This window comes from Glycomyces sp. NPDC050141, from assembly GCF_055586545.1.
On record NZ_JBVJHZ010000028.1, the window covers coordinates 25,286 to 44,400 of the forward strand.

Annotated in this window: 16 protein-coding genes; 13 read left to right on the forward strand and 3 right to left on the reverse strand. The window is 70.6% G+C overall.

Annotation, left to right across the window (positions count from 1 at the left end):
* The first annotated feature begins 53 nt into the window (after positions 1-53).
* The 3 genes from mdh to ACZ60M_RS17125 all read left to right on the forward strand — a co-directional run bounded on the left by mdh (position 54) and on the right by ACZ60M_RS17125 (position 3,133).
* Entirely contained in the window at positions 54-1,004 is a 951-nt protein-coding gene (gene mdh, locus ACZ60M_RS17115; RefSeq protein WP_465419122.1) for a malate dehydrogenase, read from the forward strand.
* A gap of 112 nt (positions 1,005-1,116) precedes the next feature.
* A complete protein-coding gene (locus tag ACZ60M_RS17120) occupies positions 1,117-1,857 on the forward strand; it encodes a phosphatase PAP2 family protein (protein WP_465419124.1) in 741 nt (246 codons plus the stop codon).
* A gap of 37 nt (positions 1,858-1,894) precedes the next feature.
* Positions 1,895-3,133 carry an APC family permease gene (locus ACZ60M_RS17125; RefSeq protein WP_465419126.1) on the forward strand — a complete coding sequence of 413 codons (1,239 nt, stop codon included), beginning with the start codon at positions 1,895-1,897 and terminating at the stop codon, positions 3,131-3,133.
* A gap of 132 nt (positions 3,134-3,265) precedes the next feature.
* Here ACZ60M_RS17125 and ACZ60M_RS17130 read toward each other — a convergent pair whose 3' ends face one another.
* Both ACZ60M_RS17130 and ACZ60M_RS17135 read right to left on the reverse strand, forming a co-directional pair.
* Positions 3,266-3,658 (reverse strand): DUF3263 domain-containing protein, encoded by a 393-nt coding sequence (locus tag ACZ60M_RS17130; RefSeq protein ID WP_465419127.1) that lies wholly within the window; start codon positions 3,656-3,658, stop codon positions 3,266-3,268.
* A gap of 24 nt (positions 3,659-3,682) precedes the next feature.
* On the reverse strand, positions 3,683-4,468 hold the full coding sequence (locus ACZ60M_RS17135) for an HAD-IIA family hydrolase (RefSeq protein ID WP_392969949.1): 786 nt from the start codon (positions 4,466-4,468) through the stop codon (positions 3,683-3,685).
* A 151-nt stretch (positions 4,469-4,619) separates the two neighbouring features.
* On the opposite strand from ACZ60M_RS17135, the gene ACZ60M_RS17140 reads away from it, so the two are divergent.
* On the forward strand, positions 4,620-5,210 hold the full coding sequence (locus ACZ60M_RS17140; protein ID WP_465419130.1) for a heme-binding beta-barrel domain-containing protein: 591 nt from the start codon (positions 4,620-4,622) through the stop codon (positions 5,208-5,210).
* Here the strand turns inward: ACZ60M_RS17140 and ACZ60M_RS17145 are convergent.
* Positions 5,207-7,525, reverse strand: coding sequence for a DEAD/DEAH box helicase (locus ACZ60M_RS17145; RefSeq protein ID WP_465419131.1), 2,319 nt, complete (start codon positions 7,523-7,525; stop codon positions 5,207-5,209). The two genes, ACZ60M_RS17140 and ACZ60M_RS17145, sit on opposite strands and share 4 nt — an antisense overlap.
* A 207-nt stretch (positions 7,526-7,732) precedes the next feature.
* Here ACZ60M_RS17145 and ACZ60M_RS17150 point away from each other — a divergent pair, with 207 nt between their 5' ends.
* The 9 genes from ACZ60M_RS17150 to rfbD all read left to right on the forward strand — a co-directional run bounded on the left by ACZ60M_RS17150 (position 7,733) and on the right by rfbD (position 19,111).
* The gene (locus tag ACZ60M_RS17150; protein ID WP_465419133.1) at positions 7,733-8,092 is read left to right on the forward strand and encodes an STAS domain-containing protein; all 360 of its coding nucleotides are present in this window, start codon (positions 7,733-7,735) and stop codon (positions 8,090-8,092) included.
* Positions 8,089-8,607, forward strand: coding sequence for an ATP-binding protein (locus ACZ60M_RS17155; protein WP_465419135.1), 519 nt, complete (start codon positions 8,089-8,091; stop codon positions 8,605-8,607). Before ACZ60M_RS17150 ends, ACZ60M_RS17155 begins: the two co-directional genes overlap by 4 nt.
* A 185-nt stretch (positions 8,608-8,792) precedes the next feature.
* Positions 8,793-11,117 carry a sodium-translocating pyrophosphatase gene (locus ACZ60M_RS17160; RefSeq protein ID WP_465419137.1) on the forward strand — a complete coding sequence of 775 codons (2,325 nt, stop codon included), beginning with the start codon at positions 8,793-8,795 and terminating at the stop codon, positions 11,115-11,117.
* A 154-nt stretch (positions 11,118-11,271) separates the two neighbouring features.
* Positions 11,272-14,031 (forward strand): type I DNA topoisomerase, encoded by a 2,760-nt coding sequence (topA, locus tag ACZ60M_RS17165; RefSeq protein WP_465419139.1) that lies wholly within the window; start codon positions 11,272-11,274, stop codon positions 14,029-14,031.
* A gap of 42 nt (positions 14,032-14,073) precedes the next feature.
* Complete coding sequence (locus ACZ60M_RS17170) at positions 14,074-15,252, forward strand: glycosyltransferase (protein ID WP_465419141.1); 1,179 nt, start codon at positions 14,074-14,076, stop codon at positions 15,250-15,252.
* 93 nt (positions 15,253-15,345) lie between these two features.
* Entirely contained in the window at positions 15,346-16,041 is a 696-nt protein-coding gene (locus ACZ60M_RS17175) for a phosphocholine cytidylyltransferase family protein (RefSeq protein WP_465419143.1), read from the forward strand.
* A gap of 150 nt (positions 16,042-16,191) precedes the next feature.
* A complete protein-coding gene (locus ACZ60M_RS17180; RefSeq protein WP_465419144.1) occupies positions 16,192-17,259 on the forward strand; it encodes a glucose-1-phosphate thymidylyltransferase in 1,068 nt (355 codons plus the stop codon).
* Positions 17,256-18,242 carry a dTDP-glucose 4,6-dehydratase gene (gene rfbB / locus ACZ60M_RS17185; protein ID WP_465419146.1) on the forward strand — a complete coding sequence of 329 codons (987 nt, stop codon included), beginning with the start codon at positions 17,256-17,258 and terminating at the stop codon, positions 18,240-18,242. Before ACZ60M_RS17180 ends, rfbB begins: the two co-directional genes overlap by 4 nt.
* A complete protein-coding gene (rfbD, locus tag ACZ60M_RS17190; protein ID WP_465419148.1) occupies positions 18,239-19,111 on the forward strand; it encodes a dTDP-4-dehydrorhamnose reductase in 873 nt (290 codons plus the stop codon). Before rfbB ends, rfbD begins: the two co-directional genes overlap by 4 nt.
* Positions 19,112-19,115: the final 4 nt, after the last annotated feature.

Here is a 19,115-nt window from a genome sequence, read left to right on the forward strand (position 1 = left end):
CAACCCGAGGGCCTGCGAACCGCACAGGCAGCCTTAATGCAGAGGAGCATTCGATGGGTAAGAAAGTCACGGTCGTCGGCGCCGGATTCTACGGTTCCACCACCGCCCTGCGCCTGGCCGAGTACGACGTCTTCGACGAGGTCGTCCTCACCGACATCGTCGACGGCAAGCCCGAGGGCATCGCCCTCGACATGAACCAGTCCCGCACCATCGAGGGCTTCGAGACCAAGGTCGTCGGCGCGACCACCGACAACGACGGCAACGGCTACGAGAAGACCGCCGGTTCCGACGTCATCGTCATCACCGCGGGCCTGCCCCGCAAGCCCGGCATGAGCCGCATGGACCTCCTCGAGGTCAACGCCAAGATCGTCCGCGGCGTCACCGAGAACCTGGTCAAGCACTCCCCGAACGCCGTGATCATCGTCGTCTCCAACCCCCTCGACGAGATGACCGCGCTGACGCAGCTCGCCTCGGGCTTCCCGAAGAACCGGGTCCTCGGCCAGGCCGGGATGCTCGACACCGCGCGCTTCACCAACTTCGTCGCCGAGGAGCTGCAGGTCCCGGTCAAGTCGGTCACGACCCTGACGCTCGGCTCGCACGGCGACACCATGGTCCCCGTCCCGTCGCAGTCCTCTGTGGACGGCAAGCCGCTCGCGGACCTCCTCCCGGCCGACAAGGTCGACGAGCTCGTCGAGAAGACCCGCAACGGCGGCGCCGAGATCGTGGCGCTGCTCAAGACCGGCTCGGCGTACTACGCCCCGTCGGCCGCCGCCGCCCGCATGGCCAAGGCCGTCGCCGAGGACTCCGGCGCGGTCATGCCCGTGTGCGCGTGGGTCGACGGCGAGTACGGGATCACCGGCGTCTACCTGGGCGTCAACGCCCAGATCGGCGCCGAGGGCGTCAAGAAGGTCGTCGAGACCCCCCTGACGGACACCGAGCTCGCGAACCTCAAGGAGGCCGCCGAGGCCGTCCGCGCGAAGCAGGCCGACGTCGCCGGGCTGTAACCCGGAATTACGACCGCGTTCAAGGGGGCGTCCGCGCGCGGGCGCCCCCTTTCGCCGTCCCCACCCCGATATCGGATTCGCGGGCCGCGCCCCTGTCGCTAGGCTTACGCCCGTGACCGCCGCAGACCAGCGCCGAACCGACGCCCAGGCCTGGCGGCCCTTCGTTCCGAAGCGGCCGCGCTCATGGATACCCGAGATCGCCCTGGCCGTCGCCTTCGTGGCCCTCACCGTCCCGCTCGCATGGCCGAGCCCGCTGGTCGACCTCGACATCTGGATCCGCGACTTCTCCGACGCGCACCGGCCCGACTGGGCGAACTTCATCGCGGTCCAGACCAACCGCCTCGGGCAGGGCGGCCTCCTCGGCGGCATCGCGCTCGGCCTCGCCGCGATCATCGCCTGGCGCGGACGCAACGTCCGCCCGCTCGTCGCCTTCCTCGTCGCCTACGGCATGGCCGGGGCGGTCCTGGTCCTGAAGTACACGCTGCCGCGCGTCTACCCGCACTGGCCGCGCCCCGAGCCCGGCCCGTACGCCGACGCCGCCCAGGCGGTGCTGTTCACGGCGCTCGAACCCTCGGGCGCGTACCCGTCCGGGCACGTGCTCAACACGATCATCTGGTACGGGTTCATCGTCGTCCTCGTCGGCGCCTACCTCAAACCGTGGGTGCGGGGCCTGATGCGGATCGCCCCGCCGATCATCGTCACCTTCTCCACGACCTACGTCAGCTTCCACTGGTTCACCGACACGCCCGGCGGGCTCGTGCTCGGCTTCCTCATCCTCCGCACCGTCCAGCGCATCCCATGGGACACAGTGGAACTCCCGTTGCTCCTGGAACCCGAACGGCGCTATCGCTAAACGGCTTCGCGAAACAACCGCACGGTATCTTCGACCCATGCCCACACCGCCGCGCGAGCGGCCGCCCCTCCAGCGCCGGCTCGGACTGCCCTCCGCCATCGCGATCGGACTCGCCTCGATGCTCGGGGCCGGAGTCTTCGCCGTCTGGGCGCCCGCGACCGGCGCCGCCGGGTCCGGCCCCGGACTCCTTGCCGCCCTGGTCGTCGCCGGGTTCATCGCCTACTGCAACGCCCGCTCGACCGCCCGCCTCGCCGCGCTCCACCCGCAGGCCGGCGGCGCCTACGTCTACGGCACCCTCCGCCTCCACCCCGCCGCCGGGTTCACCGCGGGCTGGGCGTTCCTCGTCGGCAAGACCGCCTCGGCCGCCGCCATGGCCCTCACCCTCGGCGCCTACCTCCTGCCCGACCACCCGCGCGCCCTCGCCGCCGCGGCCGTCGTCGCCTTCTGCGCCATCAACCTCCTCGGCGTCCAGCGCACCGCGCTCGCCTCGGCCGTGTTCGCCGCCATCACGCTCGCCGTGCTCGCGGCCGTCGTCCTCGCCGGGTCCACCGGGCCCGTCGCCGCCCGGGCCACCGAGGACACGCACCCGTGGGGCGTGCTCACCGCCGCCGGGTTCCTGTTCTTCGCCTTCGCCGGGTACGCCCGCATCGCGACCCTCGGCGAAGAGGTCAAACGCCCCGAGAAGACCATCCCGCGCGCGGTGCCGATCGCGCTGGCGGTCACGTTCGCCGTGTACCTGCTCGTGGCGGTCACCGTGCTGAACGTCCTCGGCGCCGACACGCTCGCGGCCTCCGACGCGCCGCTGGCCGACCTGGCCGGGGCCAGCGCGCCCGCGCTGAAACCGGTCGTGGCGATCGGTGCCGGTGTCGCGGTCGCCGGGGTCCTGCTGAGCCTGCTCGCCGGGATCGGGCGCACCGCTTTGGCGATGGCGCGCGACCGGCGGCTGCCGGGCGGCCTCGCGGCGGTGTCGGAGCGGTTCGGGGTGCCGTGGGCGGCGGAGGTCGCCGCGAGCGGCCTCGTCCTCGTCCTGGTGTCCACACTGGACCTGGCGGGCGCGATCGGGTTCTCCAGCTTCTGCGTGCTGGTCTACTACGGGGTCGCGAACGCCTCGGCGGCGACGCTCGACCGGCGCGCCCCGCTGCCGTGGCTGGGGCTCGCCGGATGCCTGCTCGTGGCCGCGAGCCTGCCGCTCTCAGCGGTGCTCGGCGGCCTGGCCGTGTTCGCGGTCGGCGCGGGCTGGTACGCGCTGACCGAGCGCCGCGCGCGCAGAACGTGACGGCCGGACGCGCCCGCAAGGCGTGAACGCACGGCCTTGCCTTCGGAGGCGGTGCGCACGGTGACCGCCGCATTCCAACCGTGCCGAACCGCCGCACGGGCCGGACCGGCCCGCGCGGATCGCTCGCTTCGGCTACCGCTCGGCGCGGCGCTGGTCCCGGGCGGCCCTGAGCCGCCTGACGACCGCGGGCTGTTCCGCGGCCGCCTCCGGATGGTCGATGAGCCGCGCCAGATGCTGGTAGTACCGCTCGGGGGTGAGCTCCAGCTCGTCGCTGATCGCCTGCGTCTTCGCGCCCGAAGCGCGCCACCAGCGCGCCTCGAACTCGAGCAGCCGCGTCTCCAGCGAACTCAGCTTCGACTCGGGGCCGGGCGCTTCCCGCTGCGGCGCGGGCTGCTTGGGCGGCGCCTCCCGCGCGGACGGGGGAGCGGCCTCCCCGCGCGCGGGTCTCGGCGCGGGGACGAAGTCGTCGTCACCTCCCTGCCGCGCACGTGAAGCGGACTTGGCGGGGCGTTGGCCGGGAGGCATGGGGCGGCTCCTCGAAAGCTGCGGCTACTCGATCCAGTCGATGAGGTCCGCCACCGAGTCCTTCACGTGGTTGGGTCGGAAGGGGTAGCGCTCGACTTCCTCCATACTGTCAGTAACCCCCGACAAAACGAGGACCGTCTCGAGGCCGGCTTCGAGGCCCGACAGCACGTCGGTGTCCATGCGGTCGCCGATCATCACCGTGGTCTCCGAGTGGGCTCCGATGCGGCGCAACGCGTTCCGCATCATCAGCGGGTTCGGCTTGCCCGGGAAGTACGCCTCGGAACCGGTCGCCGCAGTGATCATCGCCGCAACCGCGCCGACGCCGAGCATGAGGCCCTCGGGGCTCGGGCCCGTCGTGTCCGGGTTGGTGCAGATCAGCCGCGAACCGGACTTGACCAGCCGCACCGCCGTCGTGAGCGCACCGAAGTCGTACCGGCGCGTCTCGCCGAGCACCACGTAGTCAGGCCGGTAGTCGGTGAGCACGTACCCGATCTCGTGCAGCGCCGTCGTCAGGCCCGCCTCGCCGATCACGTACGCCGAGCCCTTGGGCCGCTGCGACTGCAGGAAGTCCGCGGTCGCCATCGCCGAGGTGTAGATCGACTCGACCGGCACCTGCAGCCCGGAGTTCTTCAGCCGCACATGCAGGTCGCGCGGGGTGTAGATCGAGTTGTTCGTCAGGACGAGGAACCGCTTCCCCGCCGACTGCAGCTTCTCGATGAGCTTGTTGGCGCCGGGAACCGGCACGCCCTCGTGGACGAGCACGCCGTCCATGTCCGAGAGCCAGCTGTCGAAGGGTCCAGGTGTAGTCATGCTCAACATCTTGCCATCGCATCGGTAAAACGACGAGGACCGGACGTAAAGTGGTGCCCGTGGAGACGGCATTGACAGCCGTGCTCGTCATCGCCGCAGGCGCCATGGCGGGCGCACTCGGCTACTGGACCATTCGAACCGCGAGGAACAAATGAGCGAGCGCGAAGTACCCGAAGAGTTCGCCTCGACCTTCGAGAAGGTCGGGCCCTACCCCTTCGAGGAGACCGACGACCTGCGCCGCGGTCCCAACCTGCACGACGACCTGCTGCCGCTGCTGCCCCTCGTCGGCCGCTGGCGCGGCCGCGGCCAGGGCGGCTACCCGGGCACCGGGGACTTCCTGTACGCCCAGGAGGTCAGCTTCCTCCACGACGGCCGCCCGTTCCTGCGCTACCACTCCCGGTCCTGGATTATCGACGCCGACGGCAAGCCCGTCCGCCCCGCGGCCCAGGAGACCGGCTGGTGGCGCGTCGTCAAGGGCGACGACCCCCGCCGCCCCGAGATCGAAGTGCTCCTGTCGCACCCCACCGGCATCCTCGACATGTACTACGGGCATGTGGACGGCACCCGCATCGAGCTCGCCACCGACGCCGTTGTCCGCTCCCCGCAGGCCAAGGAGGTCACCGCCGGGAAGCGCCTCTACGGCATCGTCGAAGGCGCCCTCATGTACGCCCAGGAGCTCGCCGCCGAAGGCAAGCCCCTCAGCCCCCACCTGAGCGCCAGCCTCGCCCGGGTCACCGGCTAGAAGTCGCCCGGCCAGAGGTCGTCTTCCGGCGGTGCGGGCTTCGGGGTGTGGACGGTGGTCTTCACCGGTCCCGCGCCCGCTTTGAGGAGCAGGTCCAGGACCGCGACCGAGCCCTTCTTGTGGAGGGGCTCGTTGCCGTTGCCGCACTTGGGGCTCTGGATGCAGCTCGGGCACCCGTAGCGGCAGTCGCAGCTGGCGATCGCCTCGCGGGTCGCGCCGAGCCAGTCCGTCCACTTGCGGAACGCCTGCTCCGCGAAGCCCGCGCCGCCCGGGTGGCCGTCGTAGACGAACACCGTGGGCAGCTCCGTGTCCATGTGCGCGGGCGTCGAGAGGCCGCCGATGTCCCACCGGTCGCACGTCGCGATCAAGGGCAGCAGCCCGATCGACGCGTGCTCGGCCGCGTGCAGCGACCCCGCCAGGTCCGGGATGCCTTCCAGCGCTTCGGGTTCCACCGTCCACCACACCGCGACAGTGCGGAGCGTCTGCGGCGGCAGGTCGAGCGGCTGCGTGTCGATCACCTCGCCCGAAGGGAGCCTGCGGCGCTGGTACGAGATGACGTTCGACGTCACCTCCACCTCGCCCAGGCACAGCCGGACGTCGCCCATCTCCAGCCGCTCGCGCTCCGACAGCACCTCCAGGTGCGTGATCTCCTGCGCGCTGGTCGTCCACGGCGGCTTCGCCGCGTGCACGAGCGCCACGCCGTCGTCGAGGTCCAGGTCGTCCACGAGGAACGACTCGCCCTGATGCAGGTACAGCGCGCCCTTGTGCACCAGCCGGTGCGAGGCCGCCGCGTCGACCGTGCCGATCAGCCTGCCCGTCTTCGTCTCCGCGATGTCCACGCCCATCGGCCCCGAACCGCGCAGCGTGACCTCCGGCCGCTCCGAGCCGATCCAGTAGTACCGGCCCCCAGGGCGCCGGCGCAGCAGCTTCTGCTCGCACAACTGCTCGGCCACCTCGCGGCTGCCCGGGATCATCTCCAGGTCCGCGTCCTTGAGAGGCAGCTCCTCAGCGGCGAGGCACAGGTGCCCGGCCAGGACATAGGGGTTGGACGGATCGCAGACGCTCGCCTCCACCGGCCGGTCGAAGATCGCCTCCGGGTGGTGCACCAGGAACGTGTCGAGCGGGTCGTCCTTCGCGAGCATGACGGCCAGGGCCTCGGTGTCGCCCCGGCCCGCCCGCCCGATCTGCTGCCAGAACGACGCCAGGCGGCCCGGATAGCCGCAGAGGAGGACCGCATCCAGGCCCGTCACGTCGATGCCCAGTTCGAGCGCGTTCGTGGTGGCGACGCCGAGGAGCTTCCCCTCACGCAGGTCCGACTCCAGATCGCGGCGGTGCTCGCGCAGGTACCCCGCCCGGTACGCCGCGATCCGGCCCGCCGCCGGGTCCGCGCCCAACCGTGACTTCGCTTCCGCCGCAACGATCTCCGCGCCCCGACGCGACGGCACGAACGCGAGCGTCCGGATGCCCCGGCGCGTCAGCTGCGCCAGCATCCGCGCCGTCTCGCTCAACGTCGACGCCTGCTGCGGCTCGCCCTCGATCTCGTACGTGACCGGCTCCCACAGCGCCACAGTCGCACCCGGATGCGGCGAGAAGTCCTGCGTCACCGCGACCGCCGGGCGCCCAGTGAGGACCGACAGCGACGCCGCCGGGTCCGCGGCGGTCGCGCTGGCCGCGATCACCGTGGGGCTCGCCCCGTAGTGCTCGGCGAGGCGCAGCAGCCGCCGCAGCGTGAGCGCGACGTGCGCGCCGAAGACCCCGCGGTAGACGTGGCACTCGTCGACCACGACGTATTTCAGGTTCTTGAGGAGTGACCGCCACATGCGGTGGCGGGGGAGCAGCGAGTGGTGGAGCAGGTCCGGGTTGGACAGGATCAGGTTCGCGAACCGCTGCGCCCACTGCCGGTGCTCGAACGGCGTGTCACCGTCGACGATCGCCGGGATCAGGCCCGGGACCTCGAACTCGCCCACCGCGCGGGCCTGGTCGGCCGCCAGCGCCTTCGTCGGGGCCAGGTAGAGCGTGCGGCCTTCACCGTCAGCTGCCGCTTCGGTGAGCAGCGGCAGCAGATAAGCGAGGCTCTTGCCGGAGGCCGTGCCGGTCGAGACGACCACGTCCCGGCCCTCGAACGCGTGCGTCGCGGCCTCGGCCTGATGCGGCCACGGGCGGGTGATCCCGATGCCGCCCAACGCATCCCGGACCGCATCGGGGACCCACTCGGGCCATTCGGTGCGCACGGACTCGCGAGGCGGGAGGCGGCGCAGGTGGCGCAATCCTCCGTCCTCTGATTCGAGTGCGGCTATGAGCTGGTCGACGGACACCGTCCAATGATGCCGCAGCCCACCGACACGACCGCCCGCCGCCGAAGCCGCGCGCCCGCAATTCGGTCATACGCTCCCGGCTCCACTCCACTGGGAACGCAGTACGCTTATGTCCCAAGACACAGCGTTCACCAGGCGCTGCCGGGCCCGCCCAGGCCCCGCACGCAGCGCCGGTGGCATGCGAAGCCGAGAGAGGGGAGCCACGGCGTGAGGGGAACATCAGGCGACGGCGCGGCCGAGCCCGAGCTGGGGCTCAGCCTCTCCGAGGTCGGCGACTACGCGGTCATCAGCGTGACCGGCGAGATCGACATGTACACCGCGCCGCAGCTGCGCGAGGCCGTCCGCCAACTCTCCTCCGAGGGCCGCATGCGGGTCGCGATCGACCTGACGCCCACCGAGTTCTGCGACTCCACCGGCCTCGGCGTCCTCATCGGCGCCCGCCGCCGCCTCTCCGACGCCGGGGGCAGCCTCGTCGTCGTCTGCGCCAACCCGCGCATCCGCAAGCTCCTGGACCTCACCGGCCTCGACAAGGTGCTCGATGTCCGGGAAGCGGTGCCCGGCGAGTGAACGGCTCCAAGCACGACCGCGCTGGGGGACGGACCGAGGCGGTCACCGTCCGGTTCGCGTTCACCCCCGCCGCCGCCTACGTCCGCGCCGCCCGCCTCGTGGCCGCCGACGTGGCCGCGCACGCCGGGGTCGCCACCGGGCTGCTCGACGAGGTGCGGCAGGCGGTCGGCGAAGCGTGCACGCGTGCGGTGCTGCGGCACCGGGACCGGGGCATCGACGACCTCGTGCGCGTAGAGTTTTCGATCGGTGATCGTTTTGTTGCGAAAATCACGGATAACGCGCAGGATCTGCGCGCGCGCTCGAACGGCCGGATCGGCGCGGGCGTGGGCGGCGGCGATGCACGGGCGAACGATCACGACGCGATCGAAGAGGACACCCTCTCCGAGGAGATCACCCTCATCGTCCTGGGCGGACTGGTCGAAGACCTGGTCGTGACCGGTCCCGACGCCGACGGCGGCACCACGGTCAGCATGTCCTGGCCCCTGCCCGGCTCCGGCTCCGCGACCGACCACTGAGGCATTGACCACGCCCGGAAACAGGCGTGACCGTCCCCACTTCTAAAGCGCTCACATCGTTACACTCCGCACGTTAAGTCTGCCGGGCCGTAGGCCCGGCCCCCGGCCGCAGTCTTACCCGTCCCGCGGCCCCTTACGTGTCTCCAGCGCGCGGTGCCCCGCGCGCTGCACTGTTGGAGGAATACATGCATACGTTGCTCGCCAATGGCGACGAGGGCGTAGGTGAGCTCGCGGGCTCGAACCTCAGCCTGGTCGTGGTCGCCGCAGCGCTCGCGCTGGTCGCCCTCGGCGGCGCCGCCGCGCTCGTCAAGAGCATCCTCGCGGCCGGAACCGGCACCGACAAGATGCGCGAGATCTCCGGCGCCGTCCAGGAAGGCGCCTCCGCTTACCTGCGCCGCCAGTTCCGCGCGCTCGGGGTCTTCGTCGTCATCGCCGTGGTCCTGCTCTTCCTGCTGCCCGCCGAAGGAGGCACGGACGTCCGCATCGGACGCAGCGTGTTCTTCATCGTCGGCGCGCTGTTCAGCTCCTTCATCGGCTGGGCCGGGATGAACATGGCCACCCGCGCGAACGTGCGCGTGGCCGCGGCCGCCCGCGACGGCGAGCCCACCACTGCGATGCACCTGGCCTTCCGCACCGGCGGCGTGGTCGGGTTCCTCACGGTGGGTCTGGGCCTGCTCGGCGCCTCCGTCGTGGTCTTCGTCTACAACGGCGACGCGCCGGTGGTCCTGGAGGGCTTCGGCTTCGGCGCCGCGCTCCTGGCCATGTTCATGCGCGTCGGCGGCGGCATCTTCACCAAGGCCGCCGACGTCGGCGCCGACCTCGTCGGCAAGGTCGAGCAGGGCATCCCCGAGGACGACCCGCGCAACCCGGCCACGATCGCCGACAACGTGGGCGACAACGTCGGCGACTGCGCCGGCATGGCCGCGGACCTGTTCGAGTCCTACGCGGTCGTGCTCGTCGCGAGCCTCATCCTCGGCCGCGCCGCGTTCGGCGAGACCGGCCTGGTCCTGCCGCTGCTCGTCGCCTCCGTCGGCATCGTCTGCGCCATCCTCGGCGTCATCATCACCCGCATGCGGGCCTCCGACGCCTCGGGCCTCACCGCGATCAACCGGGCGTTCTACATCTCCGCGGTCGTCTCCGCGCTGCTCACCGTCGCCGCGGTCCTGTGGTACGTCCCGTCGGACTGGGCCTCGCTCGGCACCGCCATCAGCGACGCCGACGTCCCGGTCAACCCGCAGGTCTTCGCCATCGTCGCCGTCGTCATCGGCATCGCCCTGGCCGCGGTCATCATGGCGCTGACCGGCTACTACACCGACACCCGCCACAAGCCCACCAAGGCCGTCTCGGCCTCGACTCGCACCGGCGCGGCCACCAACATCCTGTCGGGCTTCTCGCTCGGCCTGGAGTCGGCCGTCTACACCGCGCTGTGCATCGCCGCTGCGGTGTTCGGCGCGTACCTGCTCGGCGGCGGCGAGATCCTCGTCAGCCTCTTCGCGGTCGCGCTTGCGGGCTGCGGCCTGCTCACCACCGTCGGCGTCATCGTCGCGATGGACACCTTCGGGCCCATCAGCGACAACGCGCAGGGCGTCGCCGAGATGTCCGGGGACGTGGAGGGCGACGCCGCCCGCACCCTGACCGACCTCGACGCGGTCGGCAACACCACCAAGGCCATCACCAAGGGCATCGCGATCGCGACCGCCGTCCTGGCCGCGACCGCCCTGTTCGGCTCCTACACCGACGCGGTGGCCGCCGAAGGGCTCATGGGCGAGGCGCTGCTGGCCACGCTGAACATCGCCGACCCGGCGAACATCGTGGGCTTCATCATCGGCGCCTCCGTCGTGTTCCTGTTCTCGGGCCTCGCCATCAATGCCGTCGCCCGCTCGGCCGGGGCCGTCGTCACCGAGGTCCGCGACCAGTTCAAGCGGTTCCCGGGGATCATGGAGGGCACCCAGCGGCCCGAGTACGGCCGCGTCGTCGACATCTGCACCCGCGACGCCCAGCGCGAGCTGGTCACGCCGGGCCTGCTCGCCATCACCGCGCCTATCGCGGTCGGTTTCGGCCTGGGCGTCGGCCCGCTCGCCGCGTACCTCGCGGGCGCGATCGCGTGCGGCGTGCTCATGGCCGTCATGCTCGCCAACTCGGGCGGCGCGTGGGACAACGCGAAGAAGGACATCGAGGACGGCAACCACGGCGGCAAGGGCTCCGACGCCCACGCCGCGGCCGTGATCGGCGACACCGTCGGCGACCCGTTCAAGGACACCGCGGGCCCGGCGATCAACCCGCTCCTCAAGGTCATGAACCTGGTGAGCCTCATCATCGCGCCCGTCGTGGTGGTCTACACGGTCGACGGCGTCGGCGAGCACGCCGGCGGGCCGGTCCGCTGGATCATCGCCGGTCTCGCCGTAGCGGTCCTGGTCGCGGCGATCTGGGTCTCCAAGCGCCGTTCTGCGGTGGTGGAGGCGGGGGAAGCCCGCGCCCCGGAACAGCGTGAGTCGGTCGAAGTCGGCTAACTGACTGAGCTCATGCTCAGCTCGCAAGCTCACTGATTCTGGGTTTCGTCAGCGTGTGCCCCGGCCGATCGGACCGGGGCACACCCATACTCAGGGGACGCAATGCGGAAGCGTGAGCTACCGTAACGAATCGAGTGCATTTTCCGAGTGAACGGTGGGAGCAGTGGCGGACATCAAGCGCCTTGTCATCGTGGAGTCCCCGGCGAAGGCCAAGACGATCGCCTCCTATCTCGGCCCCGGCTATATCGTCGACTCCTCGCTCGGGCACATCCGGGACCTTCCGCGCAGCGCGAAGGAGATCCCGGCCAAGTACAAGGACAAGGCCTGGTCGCGGCTGGGCGTGGACGTCGACAACGACTTCGCGCCGCTGTACATCGTGAACCCGGACCGGTCCGCGCACGTCAAGAAGCTCAAGGGCTACCTCGCGGAAGTCGACGAACTCTTCCTGGCCACCGATGAGGACCGCGAGGGGGAGGCCATCGCCTGGCACCTGCTCGAGACCCTGAAGCCGAAGGTCCCGGTCAAGCGGATGGTCTTCCACGAGATCACGCCGCAGGCCATCGCCGAGGCCGCCGCGAACCCGCGCGAGCTCAACCAGGACCTCGTCGACGCCCAGGAGGGGCGGCGCATCCTCGACCGGCTCTACGGCTACGAGGTCTCGCCGGTCCTGTGGAAGAAGGTCATGCCCCGGCTGTCGGCCGGGCGCGTCCAGTCGGTTGCCACCAGGTTGGTGGTCGAGCGCGAGCGGGCGCGTATGGCGTTCCGCGCCGCCGACTACTGGGACGTCTCGGTCAACCTCGCCACCGACGACGACCAGCGCTTCAAGGCCACCCTGATCGCCGTCGAAGGCGACCGCGTCGCCACCGGCAAGGACTTCGACGCCGCCACCGGGCGCGTCAAGGGCAATGTCGTCCACCTCGACGAGGCCGGGGCCCGGGGCCTCGCGCAGCGGCTCGAAGGCCGCGACTTCACCGTGCTCAAGGTCGAGAAGAAGCCGTACCGGCGCAAGCCGTACGCGCCGTTCATCACCTCGACGCTGCAGCAGGAGGCCGGGCGCAAGCTCCGCCTCTCCAGCGCGCAGGTCATGCGGGTCGCCCAGCGGCTCTACGAGAACGGCCACATCACCTATATGCGGACCGACTCGACGAACCTGTCGAACACCGCGATCAACGCCGCGCGCGCCCAGGCCGCCGAGCTGTACGGCGCGCAGTACGTGCCGTCCGAGCCGCGCCGGTACGCGCGGAAGGTGAAGAACGCACAGGAGGCGCACGAGGCCATCCGGCCCTCGGGCGACCGCTTCAAGACCCCGAACCAGCTCAAGGGCCAGCTCTCTGCCGAGGAGTACCGGCTGTACGAGCTGATCTGGCGGCGCACGCTCGCGTCCCAGATGGTCGACGCGACCGGGAACTCGACGTCGGTGCGCACGCGTGCGACGACCGCCGACGGCGAGCAGGCCGACTTCGGCGCGTCCGGTAAGACCATCACGAACCCGGGCTTCCTGCTCGCGTACGTCGAGTCCATCGAGGACGGCGACGCGGACGACGCGGAGAAGCGCCTCCCGGAGCTGGCCGAGCGCCAGCACCTGTCCGAGAAGGGCCTCGAGGCCGCCGGGCACACCACGCAGCCTCCGGCGCGCTACACCGAGGCGAGCCTCGTGAAGGCCCTGGAGGAGCGCGGGATCGGGCGTCCTTCGACGTACGCGTCGATCATGCAGACCATCCAGGACCGCGAGTACGTGTTCAAGAAGGGCCAGGCGCTCGTCCCGGCCTTCCGCGCGTTCGCCGTCATCGGCCTCATGGAGCGCCACTTCCCGCGCCTGGTCGACTACGACTTCACCGCCGGGATGGAGAACGAGCTCGACGAGGTCGCCGCCGGGCAGGAGTCCCGCGAGGAGTTCCTGCGCAAGTTCTACTTCGGCGGGCAGGACAAGGAAGGCACCGTGGCCGCCTCGGGCGGGCTGCGGCACATGATCGAGGAAGAGCTGGCGAAGATCGACGCCCGCGAGGTCAACTCGATCCCGCTGTACACCGATGACAAGGGCCGCAACGTGGTCGCTCGCGTCGGCCGGTACGGCCCGTACCTGGAGCGCACGACGCCGGGGCAGGAGGAGCCCGCCGAGCCGGGCAAGCGCCCGTCGATCCCCGAGTCGATGGCGCCCGACGAGCTCACGCCCGAGAAGGGCCAGGAGCTGTTCGAGCTGGCCGAGAACGAGGGCGAGCTGGGCACGCACCCTGAGACCGATGAACCGGTGTTCGCCAAGACCGGCCGCTATGGCCCGTACGTGACCAGCGGCGAGAAGTCCTCGTCGCTGCTGACGGGCCAGAAGCTCTCGGAGATCACGCTCGCCGACGCGGTGAAGCTCTTGACGCTGCCGCGCCTGGTCGGCAAGGACGCCGAGGGCGAGGAGATCCGCACGGGCCTGGGCCCGCACGGCCCGTACGTGAAGAAGAACCGCGACTTCCGTTCCCTGGAGAACGAGGAGCAGCTGTTCACGCTGACCCTCGACGAGGCCGAGAAGCTGCTCGCGCAGCCGAAGACGCGCGGGCGCCAGCAGCGCGCGCAGACCCTCCTGAAGGAGCTCGGCCCGGACCCGGTGACGGGCAAGGAGGTCACGCTCAAGGACGGGCGCTTCGGCCCGTACGTGACCGACGGCGAGACGAACGCGTCGATCCGCAAGACCGACTCGATCGAGGACCTGACGATCGACCGCGCCGCCGAACTGCTCGCCGAGCGCCGCGAGAAGGTGTCCTCGGGTGCCGTGCCCGCCAAGAAGACCGCGAAGAAGGCGCCGGCCAAGAAAGCGGTGAAGAAGACGGCCGCGAAGAAGACCGCGGCCAAGAAGACCACCGTGAAGAAAGCCGCGGTCAAGAAGGCGGTCAAGAAGGCCGCGGCGAAGCCGTCCGAGGAGGACTGAGGAGGATCGCGCGCGTTCGACGGGCCGCCTTAGGCTTGCAGCGTGCGCATCACTTTCCTCCTCCGCAACGCCTGGGGCCTCGGCGGCACGATCAAGACCACGTTGAACACGGCGCACGCCCTGGTCGAACGCGGTCACGACGTGACGATCGTGTCCTGCACCCGCCACAAGGACAAGCCCGACTTCGACACCGACCCGCGGATCAGGGTCGTGTCGCTGTGGGACATCCGCGATCCCGCGAAGGGCGGCGAGACCCTGTCGCGCGCCGACCGGCTGCGCCGCAGGCTCCCGTCGTTCCTGCACTGGCGGCGCGCGGTCAACATGGACGCCGTCTCGATGCTCCTCGATCGGCGGATCAAGCGGTACGTGCGCTCGGCCGACGCTGACGTCCTCGTCGGCACCCAGGCGAACCTGAACTCCTACCTCGCCCGGTACGCCCGCAAGGGCATGCCCGTGGTCGCGCAGGAGCACCTGTTCCTCGACCACTACCGGCCGCAGGTGCGCCGGGCGGTCCTGCGCGACTGCCGCCGCTTCGACGCGGTCGTGACCATCACCGAAGCGGACGCCGCCGCGTACCGGGAGGCCGCGCCCGCGCGCGCCGGGCTCGTCGCGCACGTCCCGAACTCGATCCCGGCCCCGCCGGAGTCAGAGGCCGAGAGGGGCCCGGTCGTCATGGCCGTCGGCCGCCTCACCCGCATGAAGGGCTTCGACCTGCTCGTGGACGCGTTCGCGGCCCTCGCGCCGAAGCACCCCGAGTGGTCCCTGCACCTGTACGGGCGCGGCAGCGAGCGCAAGAACCTCGAAGCGCGCGTCGCCGAACTCGGCATGAAGGACGCCATCAAGCTCAAAGGCGGGGTCTCCCCGTTGGACGGCGCCCGCGCGGGCGCGTCGGTCGCCGTGGTGCCCTCCCGGTTCGAGCCGTTCGGGCTCGTCATCGTGGAGGCGATGGCCGCGGGGCTGCCGGTGCTGTGCACGGCGGTTCCCCACGGGCCCTTGGAACTCGTGGAGGACGGCGCGAACGGGCTGCTCGTGGCGGCCGAGGACGTCCCGGCGCTGAGCGCGGGCCTGGACCGGCTCATGACCGATGCGGGCCTGCGGGCGAAGCTCGCCGACGGCGGCCGCGCGAAGGCCCGCGAGTACGAGCCGGACGCGGTGGTCGGAGGTCACGAGGCCGTCCTGCGGCGGGCGGTGGAGGAACGGCGGGCCCGTACAGTGGGCTGAACGGTCCTCGCCCCGCCGCGCTGGTAGCGTGAGTGCCATTCGTGATATTTGAGGCCAGTGTGACTGAACGCTACTGAAACGGATGAGAGCGCCGTGTCGACGAACATCGTGATCCTGGCGGCCGGCGTCGGCTCCCGCCTCGGGAAGCCGCACCCGAAGCCGCTGACCCCCCTGGCCTCCGGGGAGACCATCCTCGGCCGCTCGCTCCGGCTGCTCACCTCCCGCTTCAGCCGCCACTCGATCCACCTCGTGGTCGGCTTCAAGAAAGAGGTGATCATGGAGGAGGTGCCCGACGTCGGGTTCATCTACAACCAGGCGTACGGCGACACGAACACCTCCAAGAGCCTGCTCAAGGCCCTGAACATCCTCGGCCCCGGCGGGGTCCTGTGGCTCAACGGCGACGTGGTCTTCGACCCGCGCGTGCTGGACGCGCTGCTGCCGCACATCGCGATGGACCGCTCGTTCATCTCGGTGAACACCGCTTCGGTGGCCGAAGAGGAGATCAAGTACACGCTCGGCCCCGACGGCTTCATCCGGCGCCTGTCCAAAGAGGTCCGCGACGGGGCGCTCGGCGAGGCCGTCGGCGTCAACTACGTGTCCTCGGCCGACCGGTCGATCCTGGCCAAGCGCCTGGCCGAGGTGGGCGACCAGGACTACTTCGAGCGGGGCATCGAGCTGGCGATCGAGAAGGACGGCGTGCACTTCGAGGCCATCGACATCTCCGCGCACGACGTCATCGAGATCGACTTCGCCGAGGACCTCTCCGAGGCCAACCGCCGCTTCCGCTAGGGGTGCGACCCGTTCGCCGGTGAGCGTCGAAGCCGCTCTCCGGGCCCCTCTGCGACCCCTGTGACCTGCGGAATCCACATGATGTGAATATCGCTCGAACGACAGAGGGAACGATCGGTGGCCTGGGCGTGAACTGTTAGGGTGGGCGACATGAAGGCTCTTGTACTCTCCGGCGGCGCGGGCACCCGCCTCAGGCCGATCACCCACACCTCGGCCAAGCAGCTCGTACCGGTCGCGAACAAGCCGGTCCTGTTCTACGGCCTCGAGGCGATCGCCGACGCCGGGATCACCGAGGTCGGCATCATCGTCGGCGACACCGCCGCGGAGATCCGCGAGGCCGTCGGCGACGGCTCCGAGCTGGGCATCAAGGTGACCTACATCCCGCAGGACGCCCCGCTCGGCCTGGCCCACGCGGTCCTCATCGCCAAGGACTTCCTCGGCGACGACGACTTCGTCATGTACCTCGGCGACAACTTCATCGTCGGCGGCATCTCGGGTCTGGTCGACCAGTTCCGCGCCGACAAGCCCGACGCGCAGATCCTGCTCACCCAGGTCTCCGACCCCCGCTCGTTCGGCGTGGCCGAGCTCGACGCGGACGGCAAGGTCGTCGGCCTCGAGGAGAAGCCCAAGGAGCCCAAGAGCGACCTGGCCCTCGTCGGCGTGTACCTGTTCACCCCGCTGATCCACGAGGCCGTGCGCTCGATCGAGCCGTCGTGGCGCGGCGAGCTGGAGATCACGCACGCCATCCAGTGGCTCATCGAGCAGAAGCGCGACGTCCGCTCCACCACGATCCACGGGTACTGGAAGGACACCGGCAACGTCACCGACATGCTGGAAGTCAACCGGACCGTGCTCGAGACCCTCGAGCCCGCCCTCGAAGGCGAGGTCGACGCGGCCAGCGAGATCATCGGCCGCGTCCAGATCCACAAGACCGCGAAGGTCTCCGGCAGCCGCATCGTCGGCCCCGCGATCATCGGCGCAGGCTCGGTCGTCGCCGACTCGTACGTCGGGCCCTTCACGTCCATCTCGGACGACTGCCGGATCGAGGACGCCGAAGTGGAGTACTCGATCCTGCTCAAGGAGTCCTCGATCGTCGGCGTGCGCCGCATCGAGGCCTCGCTCATCGGACGGAACGTCGAGATCACCCCGGCGCCGCGCGTCCCCGCGGCCCACCGGCTCGTCATCGGCGACTACAGCAAGGTGCAGATTTCCTCATGACCACGAAGATCCTCGTGACCGGCGGGGCCGGCTTCATCGGCTCCCACTACGTGCGCACCGTCCTCGGCGAGCACGGCCCGGCCGACGTGGCCGTCACCGTCCTCGACAAGCTCACCTACGCGGGCAACCCGGCGAACCTCGACGAGGTCCGCGAGCACCCGGGCTTCGACTTCGTGCAGGGCGACATCTGCGACGCCGAGCTCGTCGGCAAGCTCATGGCCGAGCACGACCAGGTCGTCCACTTCGCGGCCGAGTCCCATGTGGACCGATCGATCGACGGCGGCGCCGAGTTCGTGCGCACCAACGTGGTCGGCACCCACACGCTCATCCACGCCGCCCACCTCGCGGGGATCGAGACGTTCGTGCACGTCTCCACCGACGAGGTCTACGGCTCGATCGACGAGGGCTCCTGGCCCGAGACCGACCCGCTCGCGCCCAACTCGCCGTACTCGGCCGCGAAGGCGTCCTCGGACCTCATCGCCCTGTCGTACCAGCGGACCCACGGCCTCGACGTGCGCGTGACCCGCTGCTCCAACAACTACGGGCACCACCACTTCCCCGAGAAGGTCATCCCGCTGTTCGTCACGAACCTGCTGGACGGCAAGAAGGTCCCGCTCTACGGCGACGGCGGCAACGTCCGCGACTGGCTCCACATCGACGACCACGTGCAGGGCATCGAACTGGTCCGCACCAAGGGCCGCTCGGGCGAGGTCTACAACATCGGCGGCGGCACCGAGCTCTCCAACAAGGAGCTCACCGGGCTGCTGCTCGAAGCGTGCGGCGCCGACTGGGAGACCTCGGTCGAGTACGTGACCGACCGCAAGGGCCACGACCGCCGCTACTCGGTGGACTGCACCAAGATCGAGACCGAACTCGGGTACACCCCGAAGAAGGACTTCAAGACCGGCCTCGCCGAGACCGTCCAGTGGTACCGCGACAACCGCGCGTGGTGGGAGCCCCTGAAGGACAAGGCCGCCCTGTGAGCACCTGGCTGATCACCGGCGGCGCGGGCATGCTCGCCCAGGACGTGCGCACCCGCCTCGAAGACGCTGGTGTGCGCGCGGTCGTCCTGTCCCGCAAGGAACTCGACATCACCGACGCTGAGTCGGTGGCCGCCGCCCTCGCCGAGCACGCCCCCGCCGTCGTGGTCAACTGCGCCGCCTGGACCGCCGTCGACGACGCCGAGGAGCAGGAGGCCGCCGCCCTCGCCGTCAACGGCGACGGGCCGCGCCGCCTCGCCGAGGCCTGCAAGGAGACCGGGGCCGTGCTGCTCCAGGTCTCCACCGACTACGTCTTCGCCGGGGACGCCACCGCGCCCTACGCCGAGGACGCCCCGACCGCGCCGAAGAGCGCCTACGGCCGCACCAAGCTCGCGGGCGAGGAAGCGGTCCTGGAGCTGCTGCCCGACACGGGCTACGTCGTCCGCACCGCCTGGCTCTACGGCGCCGGCGGCGGCAACTTCGTGCGCACCATGATCAAGCTCGAAGGCATCAAGGACACGCTCGACGTCGTCGACGACCAGCGCGGCCAGCCGACCTGGACCTGGGACCTCGCCGACCGCCTCGTGCGCCTCGGCGAAGGCGCCCTCGCCGGGACCGCGCCCGCCGGGGTCTACCACGGCACCAGCTCGGGCGAGACCACCTGGTTCGGGCTCACGCGCCGGATCTTCGAGCTCCTGGGTGCCGACCCGGAGCGGGTGCGGCCCACCACGAGCGAGGCCTTCAAGCGCCCGGCACCGCGCCCGGCGTACAGCGTCCTCGGGCACGACCGCTGGAAGGACGCGGGGATCGAGCCGATCCGCGACTGGCGCGAGGCCCTGGACGCGGCGTTCCCGGCCCTCCCGAAGGACTGAAGCT